General features: G+C 42.0%; 1 pseudogene. It reads left to right on the forward strand.

Annotated features, from left to right (window positions below):
- A pseudogene (locus RM529_RS17905) lies at window positions 1-343 on the forward strand (IS21 family transposase); the annotation flags it as partial.

The raw sequence follows: 343 nt of genomic DNA on the forward strand, positions 1-343 counted from the left end.
CTTCCCCTAAAGAATTATTGGCCGTTGATAATGCTACCTTAGAGAAGCTTTTTCCTTCCCACACTACTATTGACAACCCTCGCTACGATGAACTCATGTTATATTTTGAGGGGGTCAATAAAGCCCGGAACCACCCAGGTTTTACTTTTTTATACCATTATCAGGAATATGTAGCGCAGGCCAAAGATCCTTATGGCTATACCCAATTTATGGAACATTACCGGCGCAAGTACGCCAAGGCCAAAGGTTCGATGAAGCTTGAACACGATCCTGGCAAAGAACTCTTTATTGATTACGCTGGCAAAAAACTCCAAATTATTGATAAGGAAACAGGGGAACTGAT

Origin of the sequence: Autumnicola edwardsiae, assembly GCF_031846505.1 — a bacterium.
GTDB classification, from domain to species: Bacteria; Bacteroidota; Bacteroidia; order Flavobacteriales; family Flavobacteriaceae; genus Autumnicola; species Autumnicola edwardsiae.